This is a genomic window from Streptomyces sp. NBC_00829 (assembly GCF_045161795.1).
Taxonomy (GTDB): domain Bacteria; phylum Actinomycetota; class Actinomycetes; order Streptomycetales; family Streptomycetaceae; genus Streptomyces.
The window spans coordinates 8,702,191-8,719,379 of the sequence record NZ_CP108867.1 but is presented as its reverse complement, the minus strand read 5'-3'; the positions used below and the strand labels follow the sequence as shown (position 1 = coordinate 8,719,379).

Here is a 17,189-nt window from a genome sequence, read left to right as displayed (position 1 = left end):
CGCCACGGGGAAGCGACCAAGCGCACGGGCGATCGGCGTCCAATTCTCGGACACTCGTTGGGGGATCTTGTTCGTGTGGTGCTGGTGGTGCAGATGGGTTCCCTGTGGCGTGTGTTATTTCAAGCCAAGTTCTTGATGCGAGCACATGTAAAGATCGCATGCGCGTGCAGTTCGCACCATCTATCACATTTTGGTGAGTGTCCTCATTGTGGTCGAGATCGCCTCGCCCTCACGGACCGGAAGATGAAGCCCGCCCTGTACGCGGCTGCGGGCATCCCGCACTACTGGCGCCTGGAACTCGAACCCGCGCCCCGTCTCTACCTCGGCCACCTGGAGAACGGCGCCTACCGGGACCGCCTCGTGCAGGCTGTCGGACCACGGCCCTGACCGAACCGTTCCCCCTCGACATCGACCCGGCACGCCTGGTCCGTTAGCCGCCAGTCACTGTGTGGCGCGTAACCGAGGTTGGCCAGGCGGCGTGAGCAGGACCCTGCGAAGAGGGCATCCCCGGCCCTGACCCGCGCACCCATGTCGGCGCGGCGGGCCGGGCCCACGGTCTCATCGCGCCTTCGGCAGCGCGACCAGGGCGCAGCGTTCCTCGCCGTGGCCGTTGCCGACGACCCGCCACACCGGAGCGCCGGCCCCGTCGCGGGTCAGCCGGGGCAGGGTCGTGGTCGCCACGGTGAGCCGGTAGTTCACGCTTCCCACCCGGCGGGCCCGCTCGTGGAAGGCAGCCTCCCTCGTGGCCGGGGCCGCGCGGCGCGGGGCCGGGGCGAAGACGAACAGCACCGCCGGGAAGGGCCGCTCCAGGGACGGCCCGGCGTAGGTCTCCTGCCAGTGGCTACGCGGCGCGCGGGCGGCGTTCCCGCGGCCGGCGGCCGGGGCGTTGCGGTAGGCGTCGTAGCGCTCCAGCTTGGCGACCAGGCGGGCGTAGGACATGGTGCGGTCGATCTCCAGGAACGCGCTGGAGCCGTCGGCCAGGAGCACCACGCCGTCGGGGACCAGGTTCCCGGCCGGAGTGGGGTGGGCGACTTCCACCCGCCAGTCCGCGTGGTCGGCCACCTCCGCCTGGTCGAAGGCGACGACGGTGTCGACCAGGGCGAGGCCGTGCTCGCGCAGGCCCGTCTTGCTGGCCGCGCGCCTGCCCGTGGTCCGGCCCACCGTCGGCGCGAGCTCACCGGAGGCCGCGGCTTCGGCGAGGCCCGCCGGGGTGCAGTACCAGTAGCTCTGCTGGGCGCGGTGGGTCCGGCCGACCAGGGCCGGGGATTCGTCGAGCAGGTTGCGCAGCGCCCGGCGTACGTGGTCGGTGCCCTGCTGGTGCGACAGCAGCAGGGCCTTCAGCTGGCGGGGTGTGGCCAGGCGCAGCTGGGCGAGGGTCAGCAGGACCTCGCCGCGGATGTCCGCGCCGGCCTTCGCCGCCGCCTTCCTCCGGTGCCGGGACGCTTCTCCAGGTACATCAGTACTAGGAGAAGAGGAGTTGCAACCGGCCAGGGCAGGTGAATCAGGGGCCTGATCAGCTACAACGCTCAGTCGGCGGCTCGGGGTTGCGGGGCTGGGCGTGGGGCTCGCCGCAGGGCGCCCAGCGGGGCTCACCGTCACAGCGGTGTTCGCCGGAGCCGACGGGGTCTGCGGGATGGGTGCGGTGGTCATCGGATCCTCGGGGTTCTCCGGCCATCACGGCCGGATCGGTGACAGGTCCGGCCTGCACGCGCGAGGCGTACGGGCCGGGGCCACCGTGCGGAAGCGCCCCTTGACCGCGGTCTGACGATCACCGTCGGTGGGCCTGCACGATATGGCGTTCGACCCGTCGCTGCTGGCCTACTTCCGCCGCCGCCTGGGCCGTTCCGCCCGCCCGAACCGGGTCTTTGAGGCCGTGCGCGAGGTAGTGCAGGCCACCGGGGTCCTCAAGGGCAAGCACCGGCGGGCGCTGGACTCCACCGTTCTGGACGACGCGGTCGCCACACAGGACACCGTCACCCAGATCATCGCCGCCGTCCGCGCGGTAATCCGGGAGGTCCCGGGAGCTGACCGGGTGGCAGCCGTGCAGTGCACCGCGCATGACTACAGCGACCCGGGCAAACCAAGGATCGCCTGGAATGACGAGCAGGCCCGCGCCGCCCTCGTCGACGCCCTGGTCGGTGACGCGCTCAGGCTGCTCGGGCACCTGCCCGAGCAGGAGCTGGGCGAGAAAGCCGCGAACGCGGTGGGCATCCTGGCCCTGGTCGCCGGGCAAGACGTCGAACCTGCCGAGGACTCCGACGGCCGCGACGGGCGCTGGCGCATCACCCGGGGCACTGCCCCAGGCCGGATGGTCTCCACCGTCGACCCCGAGGCCCGGCACATCCACAAGACCCGCACCCACCAGCAGGACGGATACAAGGCCCACCTGGCCATCGAGCCCGAGACCGGGTTATACACCGCCGTCGCCCTGCGGCCCGGCGCCGGGCCCGAGCACCACGAGGCCGCTGTGGGTCTTGAGCTCCTCACCGACGAGGACACCCCGGTGGACGCCTTCGGTGACACCGCCTACTCCACCGGCGAGGCCCGCCAGACCCTTGCAGAGGCAGGGCACCGGCTATTCCTCAAACCCGCTCCGCTACGGGCGGCCGTCCCCGGCGGCTTCACTCTGGACGACTTTGCCATCGACACCGCCGCCGCCACGGTGACCTGCCCCGCTGGACACACCGTCGCCCTGTCGCACCCCGGCGGACAGCACAACCAGCGCAAGGCGGCCTTCGGGAACCTATGCACTGGATGTCCCCTGCGCGAGCGGTGCACCAAGGCCAAGGCCGGCCGCATCCTGACCATCCGCCCGCACCACGACCTGCTCGCAGCCGCCCGCCGCCAGGCCGCCTCCGACCCCGACTGGCAAGCCGACTACCGCCGCTGGAGACCACCGGTCGAACGCGCCGTCGCCTGGCTCGTCCAACACGGCAACCGCAAACTCCGCTACCGCGGCACCATCGCCAACGACGCCTGGCTCCACACCCGAGCAGCCGCCCTCAACCTCCGCCGACTGATCAACCTCGGACTCACCCGCACAGGCAACACCTGGACGATCAACCCGGCCACCACATAGACCAAAGGACCGCCCAGCCTACGACCGGACAGCCTCTCAACAAGATCTTCATCGGCCTTCTAGGGCACGTCGCGTCATAGAAGAACTTCCCGGAGCCAATAGCCGAACCCGCGCCGCGATGGGACTGCGTGAACTCTTGGAGTTGTGACAGTCCGACCGCTCATCAGACAGCCTTGGCCCCATGACAGCACCAGCGCCAACCTACGGCGGCTACAGCGAGACGGAAATGCGTCACGTTCTCCAGCAGGCCTGCGAGGCCGTCGGCCTGGACAGCGAAGGAGCTGAGGTACTCCGCGGACACACCAACGCCGTTGTGCGCCTCCGCCACGATCCCGTGGTCGTCAAGATCGCCCGCCGCGGCTCCCGGTACGAGGACGTTGAACGAACGGTGCGGTTCGTCCAGTGGCTGATGGACCTCGGCTTCCCTACCTCCCCCCTCCACGACGTGACACAGCCCACCGTCGTAGATGGCCACTCCGCCACCTTCTGGACACACCTGCCGCAGCCTGAGGAGCCGGTGACCGCACAGCAGCTCGCTGAACCGCTCCTGGCACTGCATAACCTGCCCGCTCCGCCCATGCAGCTCCCCGAGCACGACACCATCGCGGCCATCGGCAGGTCAATTGCGGCGGCCAACGTACTGCCGGCAGAGACCCGTGCCTTCCTCAACGAACGCCTTGAGCGACTGGCCAAAGAGCTTGACGAGATCGACTTCCTCTTCCCCGAAACGGTGATCCAGGGAGACCCACAGCATCGGAACGCCCTCCACGCTGGCGCCGCAGCCGTTCTGTGCGACTGGGACACGGTGACCCGCGGGCGCCGCGAATGGGATCTCGCGACCATCGAAATCCACTGTCGGCGATTCAGGCACGGGGCCGGGCAGTACCAGCCGTTCGTCGACTCCTACGGCTTCGACATCACCACGTGGCCCGGCTTCCCCGTGATCCGGGACCTGCGCGAGCTGCGGATGATCGCAACGAATGCCCGCAAGATCACCCAAGCGCCTCACACACGCAGCGAGGTGGAGCGCCGCATCGAAGGACTGCACCAGGAGCAGACCTCCATGCGCTGGAACATCCTCTAACCTTGTTCTTTTTCTTCCGGTCTCGAATGGCGACTCGAACTATGTCGCTCACCTGGGCATTCGCCGGACGTGAGGGCGGCCTTCGCTTGATCCTGTGCTCCGTCACAGAGGTACGGGATCAACCGAAGGCCGTTGTCATGAGTGTGGTGTGCCGTGATGTCCGGCGCGAAGCGTTCGCGGAAGCGTCACGCTTCCGGGGCGAGTTCTACGAGTGTCTGACCGCCCTGCGTGACGAACTGTTCGAGCTCACCGACGCGCTGCTGTGCGTCGACGGGCCGGTCCTCTCGCCGGTGGAGTTGACGCTGGTGCCCGAGCACCGGCGTGGTCACGGAGCGTTGTACGGCGCTCTCAACCGCGGCCGGATCGACATCGAGCGGCTGCGCACTTTGCTCGCCGGGCTGCCGCTGCCCCGATTCGAAGACCGACGTCTGGTGCTGGCGGTCGATGTGTCGCCGTGGCTGCGGTCGGACGCGCCATGCTCTGCGGACAGGCTGTTCTGCCACGTCTACGGGCGGGCGAAAACGGCTTCGCAGTTCATCCCGGGCTGGCCGTACTCCTTCGTCGCCGTCTTGGAGCCTGGGGCCACGTCATGGACAGGGATCTTGGACGTGGTCCGGCTCGGACCTGAGGACGACGCGACCGCGGTTACCGCCGCCCAGCTGAGGGCCGTGGTCGAGCGGCTCGTCGCGGCCAGCCAATGGCAGTCCGGGGACCCGGACATCACAATCGTCATGGACGCCGGCTATGACGTCACCCGCCTGGCCTGGGTCCTGCGGGACCTTCCCGTCGAACTGGTCGGCCGGGTCCGCTCGGACCGGGTGATGCGCTGTCCTGCACCCTCGCGTGAGGAGTTCCATCGCGCCCATCCCCGCGGCGGCCACCCGCCCAAGCACGGGCCGGAGTTCCGCTTCGCCAAACCGGAGACCTGGCCCGAGGCAGCGATCACCACGGCCACCGACACGGTGAACTACGGCAAGGCCGAGGCTCAGGCGTGGGACCGGGTCCACCCGCGGCTGACCCACCGCTCGGCCTGGCTCGAGCACGACGGTGAACTTCCCATTGTCGAGGGCACCTTGATCCGGTTGAAGGTCGAGCACCTCTCGAAGGACCGGGAGGCCCCGCCGGTCTGGCTGTGGTCCTCGAAGACCGGCGCCGCCCCAGCCGACGTGGACCTGTGGTGGCAGGTGTTCCTCAGGAGGTTCGATCTTGAGCACACCTTCAGGTTCGGAAAGCAGACGCTCGGCTGGACCACTCCGAAGATCCGTACTCCTGAGGCGGCGGACCGCTGGACCTGGCTCCTGGTCGTCGCCCACACCCAGCTCCGCCTCGCCCGACCGCTCGCCGCCGACCTCCGTCGCCCCTGGGAGAAGCCGGTCAAGCCCGAACGCCTCACCCCTGCCCGGGTCCGCCGAGGGTTCAGGAACATCCGAGCCCACCTGCTCTGCCCCGCCCGTGTTCCCCAACCGCGCGGCACCGGTCCCGGACGGCCGCCCGGAACCAAGAACCGCCGTCCCGCACCCCGCTACGACGTGGGCAAGACCGTCAAACGCCCCGAGACCCTCAAAGCCATCGGCAGACCCGGAAGGTCTTGGTAGATAAAGAACAAGCTGAGCGCCATCGAGACGTACTCCATGCGCAGCACGTCGGCGGCGACGTGCGGGTGGGCGCGCAGCCGCTCTTCGTGGCGGTCGCGGGAGGCACAGACACCGGAGAACGGGCAAGTTATTGAGAATCGAGACAGGGTTGTGACCTTTCGTCTGTGGCAGGCGAAGCCCGCGTGGAGTGGATGAGACGGACGTGGTAGACACGCGGCATGGCTGCGTTCATGGCGTTCTTCGATGGGTTGACCACCACTTGGAGGGTCGGCTCAGCTGTCGTGACTGCCGCGATCACGGACCTTTGGCCGGAGGCTGAAGGCGACCCGACGCGACGCAGCGAGGCATGTGCCTTCAGCTGGAGCTTCTGCACGGATGAAGGTCCGGGTGAGGTGTTCATGCCGGAAGATGCAACGGGCCTCTACTTGGATTCGGCCCTGGCGGACTCCGCGCAGCTCGCATGCTTGCTGCGCCAGTGGATGCCGGACTCCGTCGACTTGGTGTTCTGCGATCAGGGCTACAACTTCGATGTTCGAGTGAGCCCGGGTGCCACCGTGGCGGAGCTCATCGCAGAAGTGGACGACCAGCCCTGATGAGACTCGTGCCGCGGTAGATAACGTTCGCCTGATCAGGGGAGACGGCTCCGTCGCCTGGTGGGAGAGTGTGGCCATGGAGATTGCCAACCGCACCCTGACGGTGGATGTGATCGCGGCACTGAGGTACTGGCCTGATGTCATCTGGGGAGGTCAGAAACACCCTCCGAACCCGGTGGATCTCACCGTTCTGCCGCCCTTCTTCAACGAGGTGCTGCTGGAACTTCCTTGGTGGAACCGCGACTGGAAGGTCCGCGATATCGAGCCGGGTCTTCCCCTGGAGATCGAAAGCGATCACCACAGCCACCCTTCAAGGTTCACGGAGGTGTCCGTGCCGGGCACGGTCGGTTCCAGCGCTGGCGAGGTCCTGCCTTTCGTTGCGAAGGTCGGGTTTGCGGGTGACCAACTGCTCCGATTCCAGGCCAAGATCGGCGACGTGATCCTCGGTCCTGCCGTTGCCCCTGCTGGGCAGCTGGAGCCACATCCGTTCGCAAGGATGCTCACCGGGTTGATGGACCTGCGCGGAATCCCGGTCAAGGCGATGGCCATGGAAACCGCACAATCGATGTCCACCATCCACATGCTCCGCAGAGGCAGGCATAACCCGGAGCCGCTTCTCACCCAGGAGATTGCCAAGGTTCTGGGCATGTCCGAAGGGGACGTAAGAGTCATCGCTGGACTTGACGACGGCAGTACGCGGTAGCTGACGGGCGATGGCGTCGCGATGCGACGTTGGTGGTTGGTCAAGTCACTCGCTCACGTGGCGTCCTTTTGCCGCGCGACGGTGTCCGTGAGCTGGGTGAGGGGGATGAAGGCAGACCCTGCTCCGTGTTCTTTGGGCGTGGGCCCGGCAGGAGTCGGGATGTCGGCGAGTCTCTGGACGAGGGCGGTGACGGCGTCGCGGTCGCCTTCGAGGGCTTCACGTTCGTCGTCGGTGAGGTTGACCTGTTCGAGCATCTTGTTGATGCCGTCCTTGACCGCGAGGAGCTGGCCCTTGGTCGATTCCTTGGGGACGTAGAAGGGACACCGAGCGCAGGCCATGCGGTGGGGGCACTTGGCGAAGAAGTCGTAGCTGCAGTAGCCGTCGCCGAGGTCGTAGTACTTCCAGGGCTGTTCGCCGCCGGCGGCGGCGCCGGTGAGGATGCTGTCGCGGTCGATGAGGACCTCGATGGTGCGAATGTTGCGGGCGAAGTAGTCGGCTTTCCGGTAGGCGGCGGTCAGGGTTCGCTGGAGGATCTTGGCGTAGTAGCGGGTGCTGGCGGGATGCTTGTGGCCGAGCCATTGCTGCAGGTCGCCGAGGGTGAGGGGGTCGCGGGCGTTCAAGAGCTGGGTGGCGATGGTGCTGCGGGCCCGGTGGCTGGTGAGGGCGCCGCGGGAGTCTTCGGTGGGGATGCCGGCCTTCTGGCAGAGGGCCGGGATGATGTTCTCGTTGAGGTAGGCGCTCCCGACCAGCTGGCCGCGGTGGCAGAACAGGTGTTGGCGGGGTAGGCCGGTCTTGCGGTCCGCGAGGTCCGGCTGAGGTGAGCGGACGAGTTTCCAGGCGTCGATCAGTTCCCCGACCAGCGGGTCGACGGGTTTGGCGAAGGGCCCGCTGGTTTTGTTCTGGGGGATGTGCAGCAGGCAGATCGGGTAGGTCTCCCCGGTTCGCTCGTGGGTTCCCTCGTCCCAGGTGATGCACTCCAGGTCCAGGCGGCGCAGTTCGTCGATGCGGCATCCGGCGAACAGCCAGACGCCGACCATGGCCCGGACCATCTCGACGGGGTAGTAGGTCGCCTGCCAGCCCGCGGAGCGGGCCCTGGGGGTGCCGTAGGGCTTGAGGTCCTCGCTGTTCAGCGTCAGCCCGGCGGCCATGAGCTTGGCCCAGGTCGCGTCGTCGATGATCCGCGGATTCGGGCCCATCAGGGCCCGTAGCGACAGCGGCATGCTCAGCACCTGTCGCGGGTCGAACCGAGGCTTGATCCACTCCCATTCGATCAGGTCGTTGAAAAAGCCGCGGACGCTGTCGATTCTGGTCGCCTTCCCGCGTGGGCTCAGCGGCTGGCCGAAGCGGGCGCGGTTGCGGCTGTGCCCGGCCCACTGACCGACGTTCGCGGTCATCGTGTCGGCGATGTACTCCGCCGCGATGTCGCGCGTCCAGTGCTCCGGAGCGACGGCCTCGGGGTGCCTTTCTGCTGCCCAGCGGCCGGCGACCAGGATGGCGGAGAGCATCGACCGCTTCGTTCCGGGCTCGTGGGTGACCAGCCGCATCCACCGCAGAGCCGCATCCCGCCAAGGAGGCGGGACCGTGGCCAGGGCTGCCGACTCGGGTCCGGCCTTGTCCTGGTTGGTGCGCAAGGGCGAGGAGATAATGCCCTTGTCGGCCAGGACCCGGGAGATTTTGAACAAGCCCCGTCGCCGTCCTGTCGCGTTGGTGGCGCGGTAGTGCTCCAGGAGCTCTTCCAGCAACGGTTCGCGGAGGTCGTGGAGGTAAGGGCTGTTGTTGCTCAGCAGCACGTCGATGGTCGTGTTGCGAACTTGCCAGGGCAGCAGGTGCGTGGAGTTCCGCCAGGAGGTCAGGGTCTCGGCGATGGCGTCGACCGCCGGCTGGATGGCCTGGGGACTCCACCCGTTGCGCCGCAGCATCTGCGCGATCCCGGAGAGGACGAAACTCTTGTGGAACTGGCGCCCGATCAGGGGCTTGATCCAGGTCTGGTCCGGCCGGCCGTGGACGACTGGGCCCTTTGTCTGACTCCCGCTCTAGAGATTTTTAAGGGTGCGGGTTACGTGGGGCGTGACGGCTGTCGTGGGCCCCCAGCGAAACCTCATCGCGCGTATGCGCGAGCACAGGACAGTCGGCCGAACTGCCGGTCCGGCCGAGGCAACGGCCGACTCGTAGTTCGTTGACGACCCGCAGGAGAAGGCCCCGACAGTATGCACACTGCCGGGGCCGTCAACACGTTTGACCAGGCCGGGCACACGAACCTTACGCAGCCGCCAGGACGTCGAAGACGAAGACGAGGGTGGAGTCAGCCGGGATGCCTTTGAGAGCCTGGGTTCCGTAGCCCAGATCTGGCGGGACGACAAGCAGTGCCCGGCTGCCTACCGTCGTCCCGACCAATCCTTTGTCCCATCCCTCGAGGGCGTTCCCGCTGCCGATCACCACGCTGGCAGGGCCGCGTTGAGACTCTGTCGAGTCGAAGAGCTCCGCCTTGTCCTTGCCGCGGTTGGCCTTCCAGACCGCGAGAGAGTACTGAAGTACCACCGTCTGGCCCGCCTTGACAGTGGCCCCCGAGCCGTCGATCAGAGTTCTCGAGACTAGGCCCTTGGGCGGGGCGGTGTCGGGCACGGCGATCGTGGCGGCTGGACGGCCGACCTGAACCTGAGGCAGGTTCTCGGGCACTGCACGCTGCCGCCCAGTGACGACGGAATCAGCGGCGATGACCTTCGCGACGTCGACGACAAAGACGACTGTGTCGGTGGCTGAGACGCCCAGCCCGGGATTGCCTGTCGTGCCATAGGCGGCTGCCGGCGGGGCCACCACCAGTACCAGGCTGCCGACCCGCTGCCCTTGAACGGCGCGGTCCAACGCCGGTATCACCGCCCCGCGGCCTACAGAGAAGACCTTCGGAGCACCGGCGTTGTCGTACGTACCCGGCAAGGATTTGCCGCTCTTCCAGCTCTTGGCTGTGTAGTGGACGACCACGACGTCGTTCTCTTCGGCTGTGCGGCCGCGCCCCTTGGTCAGGGTGTTGATGACGAACCTGCCGCTCGGATTCGCTTTCGGGAGCGTGATGTCGGCCTTGCGGCCCACGGCTCCTGTGACCGTCGGCAGCATGGCATCCGTGTGTACAACTGCTGGAATCGGCTGGCGGGACACCGAGACCGAAGGGGCCGGCAGCGGGCGATGGCCACCGCTCGGGGCGGTCGAGGCCTCGTTGCCGCTACAGCCCGTCAGCAGGATCGCGCTCGTGAGCAACGAGTAGGCCACACGTCTTGCCATCATCAACTCCATTCGCGTTTTGCCTAGACTAAGTGGGGCGATGTGTCGGAGTACCCTTCCGTTATGGTTTCCGCGGCCGCTGCGCCTCTCTGGTGCGGAAGACATGCAGCGCCCCACAGGCCCATGAGCCGACGAGCAAAACGCATGAGGTCTCGAGGAATGCGGTCGCCCGATCTCCACTGGCGATCAACTCCGCCACGTATATTGCGGCTTGAATGCCTCCGAAGGCGAAGAGGAGTATGGACGCGGCGATGAGACGAGGGTGCTTCTTCATGAACGCTTCTCCGTATCTGTGGATTGACAAGAGGCCGCGCCCCTGGTCGGCGGCCTCTTGAGGCCGCCGACCAGGGGGCTGTTTCTGTGCGAACTCCGCTCAGCTACTCAGCAGCGGAGGTACGACGGATACACATTCGAGGCCCAGTGGTAGCCCACCCACTTGAAGGTCGCGAAGAGCCTGAGGCATTGCCCTCGTTCTTTGGCCCTGTAGGCCCACCACGTGAACCAGGCTGCGTACGCGCCGATGATGTAGAGAACGAGACCTACCCACTCATTGATGACAGCGATGATGGTTGCGACGAAGCCCCATAGCCCGAGGACGTACGGGCCTTCGTTCGCGATCTTTTTGGTGGCCCACCAGTTGAAGTAGATATACACGGATGACCCGATGTGCCACCCTGCGTCCCAACCCCAGTAGTCGAAGTACTTCCAGCTGTGTCCCACGATTCTGCCGTAAAAGCGGTAGGACGTGCGCCAGCGGTGCCACTTTCCGTCGAGGTCGACCCTGTTCATGGGGTCGGCGACGGAATAGTCGTAGGCGTTCGCGTTTCCACCGGCAATCGGGTCGACCGAGAGGAAGCGCCCGAGAGACGGGTCGTAGAGCCGGACACCCATGAGGATCGCGCCACTGGGCGTCTCACTCGAGCGTTGCGCGCCGCCGAGCCAGCCGTACCGGGCGGTGGGGCTGCCTGCTACGGGGTTGCCGTACTCGTCCTGGCGCAGGACCGTCGGACTCTTGGTGGTGTCCAGCGGCAGCTGGACGTTGACGTCGCCATGGATGGTGGTGAGCTGGAGCACGGTGTCGCCCGTGGCCGTGGTAAGCGCCTGGAGTTGACCGCCCATGCCCCGGACATTGCGAACAACGGTACCGGCGGTGTTGTCAGTCATCCAGGACGGGCTGTCGCTGTCCGAGCCGTAGTGGTTTGTCTTGCTGCCCGTCTGGCTCCAGGTGGTGTCGGGGTTCTGGCTTTCCGTGGTCCAGGAGGCGAGGCGACCTGCGGCGTCCAGGTCCCAGGTCTGACGCTGGGCACCGGTTGTCTGACGACGGACCATGTCGTTGGCGTAGTAGTCGACGGCGGTGCCGCTCGCCTGGGTGGTGGTGCGGCCGAAGGCGTCGTAAGCGGTGCCCGTGGCCATCAGCCGGTCGGCGCTGTCGTAGGTACTGGTGACCGTGGTGGCACCGGTGTTGGTGCAGGCCGCGCCGGGAGCGCTGGTGCTGGTGGCGAGGCCGGTGCGGTTGGTGTTGTTGTCGAAGGTGTAGGCCCGGCGGGTGCAGGAGCCGTCCGCGGCGGTGTCGTCGGTACCGACCAGTCGGCCGACCTTGTCGTAGGTATACCCCTGTTCTGATGTGTCGCCGGTGGTGCCGGTGTGATGGACGATCTGTCCGTGGATGGAGTAGTCCACCGCATCGGCGAGCAGAACGGCGCTGTCGCTGTCGCGGGTGTAGATCCGCGAAGTGTCGACACCTGTCTCGTCGTACTCGCTGGTGAGGGTGTAGCCGCCGGGCAAGTGCTCGGTGAGAGGTTCGCCGTCGGCTCCGTAGGTGACGCTGAAGGTTCCCGCGACCGAGTCCGTCACCGAGGTGGGCAGACCGCGCGGCTCGCTGGTGTCGTAGGCGAAGGTGGTGGTGGAGGGCACCGAGTCGGTGAACTGCACCGGCCGATCGAGCTGATCGTATTGAGCGGTTTGGGTATTGCCTGCGCCGTCGTTGTAGCTCAGCTGGCGGCCGAGCATGTCGACTACGGTGGTGATCGTCTTGCCGTTGGACGTCTTCGTGGCTACCTGGCCGTTGGCGGGGTCATACGTGGTGGCGTGTGTCGGGCACGGCCGTGCCCGTACCGCCCGTAACCGTGAGCCCGGTCTCTCGGCCCGCTCCGTCCGTGGAGCTGGTGGTGGTCCGGGTGACCCCGTTGGCCGTCTCGATAACCTTGACCGGCTGCCCCCACCCGTCGTACTCGTAGGTTTTGACGGGCAGCTGAGCGGGGTTGGAGCCTCCACCGGTGATGGCCCCGGCAGGACCTGTGGAACAGAGGAGGTCGGCCCACTCCGGCCGCCCGTTGCAGGCGCCGGTGCCGGTCGCCGACCAGTACGTGGTCACCGTGGCGCCGGCGTCCGTGCCGTTCGACTTGGGCAGAGTGGTCTTGACGGCCCGGCCCTGGGCGTCGTACGACGTGGTCTTGGTGATGTTCAGGCCGCTGGCATCCTCGATCGTGTTGAGCTGCAGCCCCTTCGCCCAGTCGTAGGTGGTCTTGTTGGTACGAGTGTCGGCGTCGGACGGGTAGCCGTCCACACGCGCACTCGTGGTGACGGTGGTGGGCATGTTGCTGATCTTCGCAGTGCCGTCGGTGGGACGGCCCTCGTCGTAGCTGGTAACGACGTGCTGTCGACTCGCGATCTCGGTGCCTGCCGGCAGGTCCGTGCCACCGGTTCCGGCCTGGAGCGCGCTGGTGAGGGTGGTCAGGTGCAGTGGGCCGAATGCCTCCAGTTCGCGCAGGCCATCGCTGCTGTGGACGTGGGTGATGGACAGTGCCTGCGCGCGTTGTGCGGTCGTGGCGGCGCTGATGCCGAGGCGGGTGAGCTTGTCCAGGCCCGCGCCGCTCGTGGACAGGGCCAGCGCGCGGTTGCCCGAGGTCAGCTCGCGCACTGTGTTGCCGAGGTGGTCGTACTCGGTGGTGGTGATGTGCCCGCCGGGTGCCGCGGTGTTGACGTTGCGCCCGGAGGCATCGGCGTAGCTGACGGTGGCGCGTTGGTAAGACGTGGCGGTGAGGTTGTGACCGTCGTGCGAGGCCGGGACGGCGTCGGGCGGGAAGATGGCCGTGGCGTCGGTCGGCACATCCGTCTGGCCCCAGGTCGCCACATTCGTGGTGCCCATCACGTGGGGAGCTGTGCTGCCGGTGAGCGGTACGTCGTAGACGAGGCTGACGGCAGCGGCCCCACCGTCGGTCTGGGTACGTGACCCCGGTGCCAGAGTCGGCCGCGAAGCGGACAGGAGCATGCCGCTACCAGCCGTGGCGGCATTTCCGGCCGTGCCGTAGGTGAAGGTCCACGGCAGCTCACCGGGCAGGGTAAGACTGGAGACTCGGCCCAAGCTGTCATAGCCATACTCGGTCTTCAGCTCCGGACTGACCTGCGGATTCCACACCTGGCGCAACCGCCCGCCGTCGTCGTAGCGGTACGTCTGCACAGCTTTGGCAGTTGCCGCCGCCGCGCCTGGCTCTGTCGACCACAGCCGGATCTCCTTCACCTGCCCGGCAACATCGCCGAAGGTGGTGGCGGTGGCTGTGGTGGCTGTGGCGTAAGTGAACTCAAGCGCGCGGCAGCCCTTGGCCGCCAGGTTGGTGGCACAGGTGTCGGAGGTCACCGCGGAGGTCGGTGCGATCATCGACTTCGGGCGTGCCAGGGTCTGGCCGCCGGAGAGGACCTTCTCCGAGACCATCGTAACGGTGGAGTTGGACGTCGCCAGGTACGAGGTGGCGGCCTGCCATGTGGTCGCCGCCGGATCAACCTTGGCAAACGTCGTGGTCATACCACCGGTGTCCTTCACGGTGAAGGACCCGGTCAACGAGCCGGTCAGAGTCAGCTGCTCCGAGCCCGGCTCCGCCTTCCAGCCTCCTGCGCTGGTGGCCGTGAAGCCCAGCCCCGCCCCCTTGGAGTCGAGCAGTTCCACGGAGGTGGCCGAGGTCTGGCGGATGCTGTTCCAGTCCGAGCCGCTCATGTCCGCGGTGACACCGGAGATCCAGTCCGGGCCAAAGATGGCCGCCTGTCCCTCCACCCCCGCGTCGGCGGTGGCCCGGCGGGACGAGGTGGTACGAGAGGCGCTCAGCCCGAAGGCCGAGGCGTCGGCCTCCGTCAGGGTGAAGTCACCGGTGAGCGTATTCACCTCACCCGGCCCCACCTGCTGCAGGGGAGCATCGCCGGCCTCACGGTCGACATTCACCGTGACCGGCTGGGAGTACCCGGTCGTAGTGCCGTCGCTGAACGCGGCCCGGACGTCGATAGGCCCGTCTTCGGCGAAGGTGGTGGTGATGTTCCAGGTGAGCGCGGGCGGGGCACCATTCGGAGCGGCCAGTGGCCAGGAGGTGACCGGCGTGCCGTCGGTGTTCTTGGTGACGTCTGCGAGCGGCACGGTGTGCCAGGTGTCGGTCTCGCCGCGGCGGTACTGGTAGGTCACGCTGGTGTAGGTGGGCTTGCCGCTGGAGGCGAGTGCGACGCGTCGGGCCGGCCGGTCACCGTCGCCCGGGGCGAGGAGTGCGGCGCCGTCGGCGCCGACGCCGAAGGAATACTGGGTAGTGGCGGTGGAGAGATTGCCGCCGGAGTCGATGGTCTTGGCGTAGAGGGTGTGCCAGCCATCACCCGGGGTGACGGAGATGGTGAGCGGGTCGCCGCCATTGCCGTCGACGGTGTCGTCGATGCGCTTGGCCATCGCCGGGTCGTCCAGACCCCACTTGAAGCCCTGGCCGTCGGTCGAGGTGGTGTCCAGGGTGCAGGAAACCGCGCCGGTCGCCTTGACGCTCCACGTGTTCGCTGGGTAGGCGGGGCAGGAAATGGTCGGCGCGGTGGGAAGCCCGGTGTTCAGGACGAAGGTGGTGTAGCCGGTCCAGGTCCCGTAGTCGGTGCCGTCGTAGGCCCGGGCGCGCATCCGCAGGTGCGTGCCCGCTGGGAAGGCGTTCGCCGACGGGATGGCCAGGGTGGAGGTGGACCCGGAGGCCACGGTGTTGCCGTAGGCCGTGTAGCTGTAGGTGGTGTCGGCATAGGCCGGGTCGGCGGTGACCTCGAACTGACCCTGCGCGTTACCGCCGTCGGCGTCGGTGACCTTCGCCGAGAGCATCGGGGTCAGCGAGGTGACATACCGCTTGCCATTGTAGGCGTTGACCACCGACGGCGAGATGGCCAGGCCGGAAGTGGTGGCGTAGGAGTTGTAGGTGACCGTGAGGTGCGGCTCGGCCGAGTGGTCCCCCGAGACGTAGTTGGCGGACCGGAAGCGCCGCCAGGTGTACGGGTCGGTCTCGCTCGCGCCCGCGATACGCAGGCCGTAGTTGGCGCTGCCGCTGGCCCAGGCCTGCACGATGGCGTCGATGTCGAAGTTCATCGTGCCGCCAGGGCAGGAGGTGCTGTAGCCGAGCGCGGCCGTGTTGACCACCGCGCCGGTGGTGGTGGTGGCAGGCTGTGCGCCCCAGGTGAGGGCGGCGGAGTCCCAGGTGGCGGTGATGCGCCGTACCTCGGTGCCGGCGCCGGTGGTGGCGCAGGTGGAGGAGTAGAACGAGTTCAGCGCCAGGTTGGTGTCCTGGATGTGCTTGCCCTGGAACTGGGACACGTCGAACTTCAGGTACGAGCGGGCCTTGTTGGCGCCCGTGTCGTAGGTACCCGACTTGAGTTCCGGAGAGCTCTGCTGCGAGTCCGGGTAGTCGGGGGTCTGCACCCAGGTGTCGGTGGTGACCGCCAGTGTCGTGGTCGGGTCCACGGTCACCGGCCAGGTCAGCGCCGGGTCGGCGAGGAAGGCCGGGTCCGGGGTGAGTACCAGGGTCTGCGAGCGGTCGGCAGCCGTTTCGATCTTGGTGGCTACCTTCGCCAGGTGGTCAGGCTCGCCGGAAGCGGGGTTCTTGGAGGAGTCCCACATCATCGGCGCGGGTGCCTCGGCGACCAACTTGCCGTCGCTGTCGTGCAGCAGTAGGTGGCCCGAAGCGGCCTGGGAGATTTTCAGCCCGTCCAGGTTAAGCGGGAGGCGGAAGGACACTGGCCCGGTCGGTGCCTTGTCCAGGATGACGTTCTGGGAAAAGCCCTGCTTCTGCGCGGTGACTTCGAGCGTCGGCCCGCCGCCCAGATTGTAGGAGGCGGTGTCGCCCTTCACCGTGGGTGCGGGGAGATTGTCCTTCCAGCCGAGACCGAACGACGCATCGCCCTTGGTCACCGAGGCCAGTTGGGTGTCCCCACCGTCCGAGACCTCGATGTCCGCCGCCGCGGCCCTGGGCTCCAGGCTGGGGCCGGCATCGGACAGCGACGTGTCGATGTCCTTCCAGGTGCCGTCCTTCTGGACCCGGATCGGCCCTGCGTAGCTGGTCGTCTGCAGCGCCCCTGAAGGCAGCGCCCACGTCGATGAATCCGCAGTCCGCGCCGAAAGGACTTCGATCTTGCGACCTGCAGGCGGGCCATCAGCCGGGCGGAGGCCTCATCCACTGCCTCCGCAGGGCCGGTAGCGGCAGCCGACTCGCTGACTGTGTCCGGAGCAGTCCGGGGTGCGATGGCCATGGCCGCACCCGCTGACTGAACCACCAGGGCCGTTTCAGCCAGGAGCGCCAACGTGAGGGCCCCCGCTATCCGACGCACAGGACGCGCCGTGTTTGGCGAGGGTCTGAGCCATCTCCATGATCTCGACCATGGTTTCGAGCGTGCACGACTCATCCAACACTCCTTGCTACAAAAGGAATTGAGCATGGGGGGTGGCCGTGCAACCTGTGGGTGACGTGATCATCCACGGACTTCCTGGGACCGATCCGCAGCCCCGGATTGTGACTAACGTCAAACCCATGAAATGATCAACTATCCCTAAAAAATGCTGACCTAAGCCTTGCTGTGAGAATCTCAT

At 67.2% G+C, this 17,189-nt stretch carries 10 protein-coding genes and 1 pseudogene; 6 read left to right on the top strand and 5 right to left on the bottom strand.

Features of this window, described 5'->3' with window-relative positions:
• Positions 1-243: 243 nt before the first annotated feature.
• Positions 244-387, top strand: a complete 144-nt coding sequence (locus OG293_RS39100; protein ID WP_406003452.1) for a hypothetical protein — start codon at positions 244-246, stop codon at positions 385-387.
• Positions 388-558: 171 nt separating this feature from the next.
• On the opposite strand, the gene OG293_RS39095 is transcribed toward OG293_RS39100, so the two are convergent.
• Positions 559-1,650 carry a replication-relaxation family protein gene (locus OG293_RS39095; protein WP_406003451.1) on the bottom strand — a complete coding sequence of 364 codons (1,092 nt, stop codon included), beginning with the start codon at positions 1,648-1,650 and terminating at the stop codon, positions 559-561.
• A gap of 145 nt (positions 1,651-1,795) precedes the next feature.
• Between OG293_RS39095 and OG293_RS39090 the strand changes: the two are divergent.
• From OG293_RS39090 to OG293_RS39070, 5 genes and pseudogenes are all read left to right on the top strand, one after another.
• Positions 1,796-3,079, top strand: a pseudogene (locus tag OG293_RS39090) (transposase); the annotation flags it as partial.
• 181 nt (positions 3,080-3,260) lie between these two features.
• Complete coding sequence (locus tag OG293_RS39085; RefSeq protein ID WP_406003450.1) at positions 3,261-4,163, top strand: phosphotransferase family protein; 903 nt, start codon at positions 3,261-3,263, stop codon at positions 4,161-4,163.
• Between the two features lie 137 nt (positions 4,164-4,300).
• Positions 4,301-5,758, top strand: a complete 1,458-nt coding sequence (locus tag OG293_RS39080; RefSeq protein WP_406003449.1) for an NF041680 family putative transposase — start codon at positions 4,301-4,303, stop codon at positions 5,756-5,758.
• A gap of 218 nt (positions 5,759-5,976) precedes the next feature.
• A complete protein-coding gene (locus tag OG293_RS39075; protein WP_406003448.1) occupies positions 5,977-6,351 on the top strand; it encodes a hypothetical protein in 375 nt (124 codons plus the stop codon).
• Positions 6,352-6,427: 76 nt separating this feature from the next.
• Positions 6,428-7,054: an XRE family transcriptional regulator gene (locus OG293_RS39070; protein ID WP_406003447.1), complete on the top strand. Its 627-nt coding sequence runs from the start codon at positions 6,428-6,430 to the stop codon at positions 7,052-7,054.
• A gap of 53 nt (positions 7,055-7,107) precedes the next feature.
• Here the strand turns inward: OG293_RS39070 and OG293_RS39065 are convergent, their stop codons facing one another.
• The 4 genes from OG293_RS39065 to OG293_RS39050 all read right to left on the bottom strand — a co-directional run bounded on the left by OG293_RS39065 (position 7,108) and on the right by OG293_RS39050 (position 16,514).
• Positions 7,108-8,973: a tyrosine-type recombinase/integrase gene (locus OG293_RS39065; RefSeq protein WP_406003446.1), complete on the bottom strand. Its 1,866-nt coding sequence runs from the start codon at positions 8,971-8,973 to the stop codon at positions 7,108-7,110.
• Positions 8,974-9,313: 340 nt separating this feature from the next.
• A complete protein-coding gene (locus tag OG293_RS39060) occupies positions 9,314-10,141 on the bottom strand; it encodes an FKBP-type peptidyl-prolyl cis-trans isomerase (protein ID WP_406003445.1) in 828 nt (275 codons plus the stop codon).
• Between the two features lie 570 nt (positions 10,142-10,711).
• Entirely contained in the window at positions 10,712-12,340 is a 1,629-nt protein-coding gene (locus tag OG293_RS39055) for an RHS repeat-associated core domain-containing protein (protein ID WP_406003444.1), read from the bottom strand.
• 64 nt (positions 12,341-12,404) lie between these two features.
• Complete coding sequence (locus tag OG293_RS39050) at positions 12,405-16,514, bottom strand: DNRLRE domain-containing protein (protein ID WP_406003443.1); 4,110 nt, start codon at positions 16,512-16,514, stop codon at positions 12,405-12,407.
• Positions 16,515-17,189 lie beyond the last annotated feature (675 nt).